This is a genomic window from Actinomyces sp. ICM39 (assembly GCF_000282935.1).
GTDB classification, from domain to species: Bacteria; Actinomycetota; Actinomycetes; order Actinomycetales; family Actinomycetaceae; genus Pauljensenia; species Pauljensenia odontolytica_B.
This window is the reverse complement of the sequence record NZ_ALCB01000127.1, coordinates 1-4,696: the sequence shown is the minus strand read 5'-3', so window position 1 is coordinate 4,696 and position 4,696 is coordinate 1. Positions and strand designations below refer to the sequence as shown.

The following is a 4,696-nucleotide window of genomic DNA, read 5'->3' as shown; positions in this document are numbered from 1 at the left end:
GCTCGCGGCGCGGACGACTCGCGGGCGGGCCGCCGTCCACGGCGCAGCCCGGCCTGACACAACACGCGGCACCCGGAATACCAGCGGCACCACACAGGAAGTAAAAACGCAGAAGCCCAACGAAAAGTGCCCACATAAACAACGGCATTCACAGCTTCACAGCAACACTCCGAAAAGTCATATGAGAAATATGAGAGCTTCATAGGTTCTTCATAGGGTCGCGTGGGGAAATTGGTGCATCGACAAAAGGAGACACCAATGACCGCCCTGATTCTGATCGCTATTGACCTGGTTGCCATGGCCGCTCTCGTGTTCGGCCTGTACTTCCCACGGCACCGCCGCGCTGACCTGGTCGCAGCCTTCCTCGGTGTGAATGTCGGCGTCCTCGCCGTCACGATCATCCTCGCGAACTCGACTGTGAGCGCGGGCCTCGGCCTCGGCCTCTTCGGTGTTCTCTCGATCATCCGACTGCGTTCGGATCAGATCTCGCAGACGGAAATCGCCTACTACTTCGCGTCGCTGGCCCTGGGCCTGCTGACGGGCATGTCCTCGGCGGTGACCCCGCTGCTGGGAGGCCTCATCGCGCTGATCCTCGCGGCATTGGCCTTCGGTGACTCGAAGCTGGTCTTCGGCCGCTACACCTCGCAGACCGTCCAGCTGGACCGCGCGATCGCCGACCCCGCCGAGCTGAAGGCCGCCCTCGAGCAGCGCCTGGGCGCGTCCGTCGCCTCGGTGAATGTCGTCAAGCTCGACCTCGTGAACGACCTGACCCTCGTGGACGTGCGCTCGAAGGTCGCCTGACCCGCCGGCCCGCTGGTCCGGCCAGCCAGTCCGGCCCGCCAGCCGACACCACCGCCACCCCGCAGACCGCCACTACCAAGGACACGACTCATGAACGCCACCCTGAACTCGATTCTCGCCGACCTCGACGCGATCGGCCTCGATGACCTGAATAAGCGCGCGGCGATGCTGACCCGAGTGGACCGCAAGTACGCGCTGGACGCGGCCACGGCCTCGGCGATTCTGAGTCATCTCCCTGAGGACACAAAGGTCCTGCAGATAGACGGCCAGGTGTCCCAGGGCTACGCCTCCACCTACTACGACACACCCGACATGGATTCGTACCTGCTGACTGCGCTCAAGCGCCGCCGTCGCTTCAAGGTCCGCACCCGCTCCTACCTCTCGTCGAGCGCGTACTTCCTGGAGGTTAAGACCCGCGGCCCGCGCGGCGTGACCGTCAAGAAGCGTATGCCGATCTCGTGGGACGAGGCCGGGGCCCCTCTCGCGGGTGAGCGCCGCACGTGGGTGGCTGGCAAGGTTGAGAAGACGGGATATGGCCACCTGGTGCCTGCCCTCGAGCCGGTCCTGGCTGGGTCCTATGAGCGCAACACCCTGCTCCTGCCCGGTGGCGTGGGACGCGCGACGGTGGACACGGGCCTGAAGTGGCGCTCGCTGCGCACGGACGGCACGGAGATTGCCCGCCCCGACCTGGTCATCATCGAAACGAAGTCGGGTGCGACTCCTTCGATCGTCGACCACCTCCTGTGGGAGGGCGGCGTGCGACCCGTGAAGATCTCCAAGTATGGGACCGCGATGGCCGCCATGCACCACCTGCCCGCGAACAAGTGGCACCGCACGCTGGATCGCTACTTTCACGAATACGTGGAGGTCCCCGAGCTCGCGTACTCCGCGCCCCTCGCGATGGCGGCCTGACAGGCCTCATAACGGCGCCCGCGGTTTCGAACGCACGTGAAACGCAAGCGCTGAGCATAAGAAACACAAGCTTTAATCACACGAAAGAGACAGACACATGAAAGCCCTGCAGAAAATCTGGACCCCCGCCCGGACGATCGGTGCGATCGCTCTCGTCGGAACGCTGGCGCTGGGAGCCTGCGGCGCCTCGGGCGTCACCTCCTCCGGCTCCGGCTCCATCACGGCCACCGCGACCGTCGCCGCCGCCGGAACCAACGGCGACACGACCGCGCCGCCCACCGCGGCCGACGCCCTGGCCTCGAACTCGAAGGCCTCCTACGTGAAGGACAGCGACTGGAAGGCCTCGGACGCCGTCGACGTGACGCTCAGCGGCACGACCGCGACCTCCTCGTCCGACGCCGTGAGCGTGAGCGACGGCGTGCTGACCATCTCCAAGGCCGGCGTCTACAAGCTCAGCGGCTCCTTCACAGGCAAGGTCGTCGTGGCCGCAGGGTCCGAGGACCAGGTCGTCCTGATCCTCGACAACGCGACCATCACCTCCTCGACGGGCGCCGCGATTGAGGCGACCAGCGGTGACGACCTCGTCCTGTCCCTCGAGGGCACGTCGACGATCACCGACGGAACCTACACCGGCACCGAGGACGCGAACGCCGCGATCTACGCCGACATGGACCTGACGATCACCGGCTCGGGCACGCTCAACGTGACCTCCGGCGCCTCGGACGCGATCACCTCCAAGGATGACCTGTACGTCCTGAGCGGCACGATCAACGCCACCGCCTCGGACGACGGCCTGCGCGGCAAGGACTCCCTGACGATTGCCGGCGGCACCGTCACAGTGAACTCCGGCGGCGACGCCCTCAAGTCCGACCAGGACAACGACGACACCAAGGGCTACGTCAACATCGCGGACGGCACCGTCACCCTGACCTCGGGCGGCGACGGCATCGACGCGTACACCGACGCGATCGTCACCGGCGGCACCCTGTCGATCACCTCGGGCGGCGGCACCTCGGCCGGCAAGCCCTCCACGGGCTCGACCAAGGGCATCAAGGCTCAGACCTACATCATCGTCGACGGCGGCACGACCACCATCGACGCCGGGGATGACGCTATCCACTCCAACGGTGCCCTGCGCCTGAGCTCCGGCATGATCACCGCCGCCTCCGGCGACGATGGCGTGCACACCGAGGTCGCGGCCGTCCTGGATGGCGCAACCGTGACCGTCACGCAGTCGAACGAGGCGCTCGAGGGTGGCCTCATCACGATCTCTGACGGCACCGTCGACCTGACCTCGAGCGACGACGGCATCAACGCCTCAGGCTCGATTACTGTCGAGGCCGGCCTGGCCGCCAACGCCGAGTCCAGCTCGGACTCCGCGACCACCACCGACACCACCACGACCACCACCCAGCAGATGGGCCCCGGTGGAATGGCTGACGGCGGCGGCTCGATGGAGGACACCGGCGAGCAGCTCACCATCACCGGCGGCACCGTGACCGTCAACGCGAACGGCGACGGCCTCGACTCCAACGGTTCGCTGACCATCAGCGGCGGCACGACGACCGTCTACGGCCCGGCGTCTGGCGCGAACAGCAGCCTCGACAGCAACGGTGCCATGAGCATCACGGGTGGCACGGTCATCGCCTTCGCGACCAACGAGATGGTGGAGACGCCGACCACGACCGACGGCCAGGGCTGGGTCTCCGCCTCTGCGACTGGCTCCGCCGGATCCACGGTGACGATCACGGACTCCTCCGGCTCCGTCCTGGGCACCTACACCTCGCTCAAGGCCTTCGGTAACGTCATCTACTCGACCTCCGGCATGACCAACGGCTCCACCTACACGGTGAGCGTCGACGGCACTGCCACAGAGGCGACCGCCGGCCAGGGCGGCATGGGGATGGGCGGACAGCCCCCGGCCGGCGGTCCGGAACAGGGTGGCCAGCCGCCGGCTGGCGGTCAGCCCCCGGCGGGCGGTCCGGGTCAGGGCGGTCAGCCCCCGGCCGCACCCCAGGGCTGAGGCTTCCTGAATAGTGCGCCCCGCGTGATTGTCGACACGCGGGGCGCACGCCTATACCTGCGCTGCCTCTTCATCGACGAGGCCTCGGCCGGAATCTTACGGGCACGCCGTCACTCGCCACCCCTGGGATCAGCGCAACTAAACTGGAACCAGAGGACGAGGCCCCGGCCTCGTCGATCACAACGAAAGGATCCCTCATGCTCCCCTCCGAGAAGCTCGCCGAGCTCGGCCTCGAACTGCCCGCCGTCGCCACCCCCGTCGCCGCGTACGTGCCCGCCGTTATCGACCGTGGCGTCGTGCGCACCTCCGGCCAGATCCCCGTCGTGAACGGCGAGCCCGTGTGCATCGGCGCGGTCGGCGAGGACGGCGCGGACCCCGAGGACGCCAAGGACGCGGCGCGCGTGTGCGCCCTCAACGCCCTGGCCGCGGCGGCCTCCGTCGCGGGCGGCATCGACAACCTCGCGGGAGTCGTGAAGGTCGTGGGCTTCGTGTCCTCGCGCCCCGACTTCTACGGACAGGCCGGCGTCATCAACGGCGCCTCCGAGCTGTTCGGCGAGATCTTCGGCAGCCAGCACGCGCGCAGTGCCGTGGGCGTCGCCGCGCTGCCTCTCAACGTGAGCGTCGAGGTCGAGGCCGAGTTCCTCATTAAGTGAACGCGCGTGCGCGGCTGAGGCATGCCTACACTGGGTAAGGTTCGCTGAAATGGCCCGTCGGGCCGAAGGATAAGGAAAAGACATGACTGACCGTCAGATGTTCAAGCTGGTTGACGCCAACACCGTCCCTTCCAAGGATGGCGGCTGCGGTTGCGGCTGCGGTGGCGAGGGTAAGAAGGCACGCGCCGAGCAGGCCCCCGTCGAGCAGGCCCCCGAGCAGGGCGGCTGCGGCTGCGGCGGACACGGCCACGGCGCTGAGGCTGCCGAGGTCCCTGCCGAGCAGGCTCCCGCCGAGCACGCTGGTTGC

Annotated in this window: 4 protein-coding genes and 1 pseudogene; all 5 read left to right on the top strand. The window is 67.5% G+C overall.

Annotated elements, in window-relative coordinates; genetic code table 11:
• The first annotated feature begins 258 nt into the window (after positions 1-258).
• Positions 259-801: a DUF4956 domain-containing protein gene (locus HMPREF1137_RS08310; RefSeq protein ID WP_009054256.1), complete on the top strand. Its 543-nt coding sequence runs from the start codon at positions 259-261 to the stop codon at positions 799-801.
• Positions 802-891: 90 nt separating this feature from the next.
• A complete protein-coding gene (locus HMPREF1137_RS08305; protein WP_009054271.1) occupies positions 892-1,713 on the top strand; it encodes a polyphosphate polymerase domain-containing protein in 822 nt (273 codons plus the stop codon).
• 97 nt (positions 1,714-1,810) lie between these two features.
• A complete protein-coding gene (locus HMPREF1137_RS08300; RefSeq protein ID WP_009054258.1) occupies positions 1,811-3,736 on the top strand; it encodes a carbohydrate-binding domain-containing protein in 1,926 nt (641 codons plus the stop codon).
• Between the two features lie 197 nt (positions 3,737-3,933).
• Positions 3,934-4,389 (top strand): RidA family protein, encoded by a 456-nt coding sequence (locus tag HMPREF1137_RS08295; RefSeq protein ID WP_003791248.1) that lies wholly within the window; start codon positions 3,934-3,936, stop codon positions 4,387-4,389.
• 82 nt (positions 4,390-4,471) lie between these two features.
• Positions 4,472-4,696, top strand: a pseudogene (locus tag HMPREF1137_RS08290) (DUF2249 domain-containing protein); the annotation flags it as partial.

Excerpts from the sequence above, each read along its gene's own strand:
- HMPREF1137_RS08310 (WP_009054256.1), top strand. The coding sequence starts at position 259 with ATGACCGCCCTGATTCTGATCGCTATTGACCTGGTTGCCATGGCCGCT.
- HMPREF1137_RS08305 (WP_009054271.1), top strand. The coding sequence starts at position 892 with ATGAACGCCACCCTGAACTCGATTCTCGCCGACCTCGACGCGATCGGC.
- HMPREF1137_RS08300 (WP_009054258.1), top strand. The coding sequence starts at position 1,811 with ATGAAAGCCCTGCAGAAAATCTGGACCCCCGCCCGGACGATCGGTGCG.
- HMPREF1137_RS08295 (WP_003791248.1), top strand. The coding sequence starts at position 3,934 with ATGCTCCCCTCCGAGAAGCTCGCCGAGCTCGGCCTCGAACTGCCCGCC.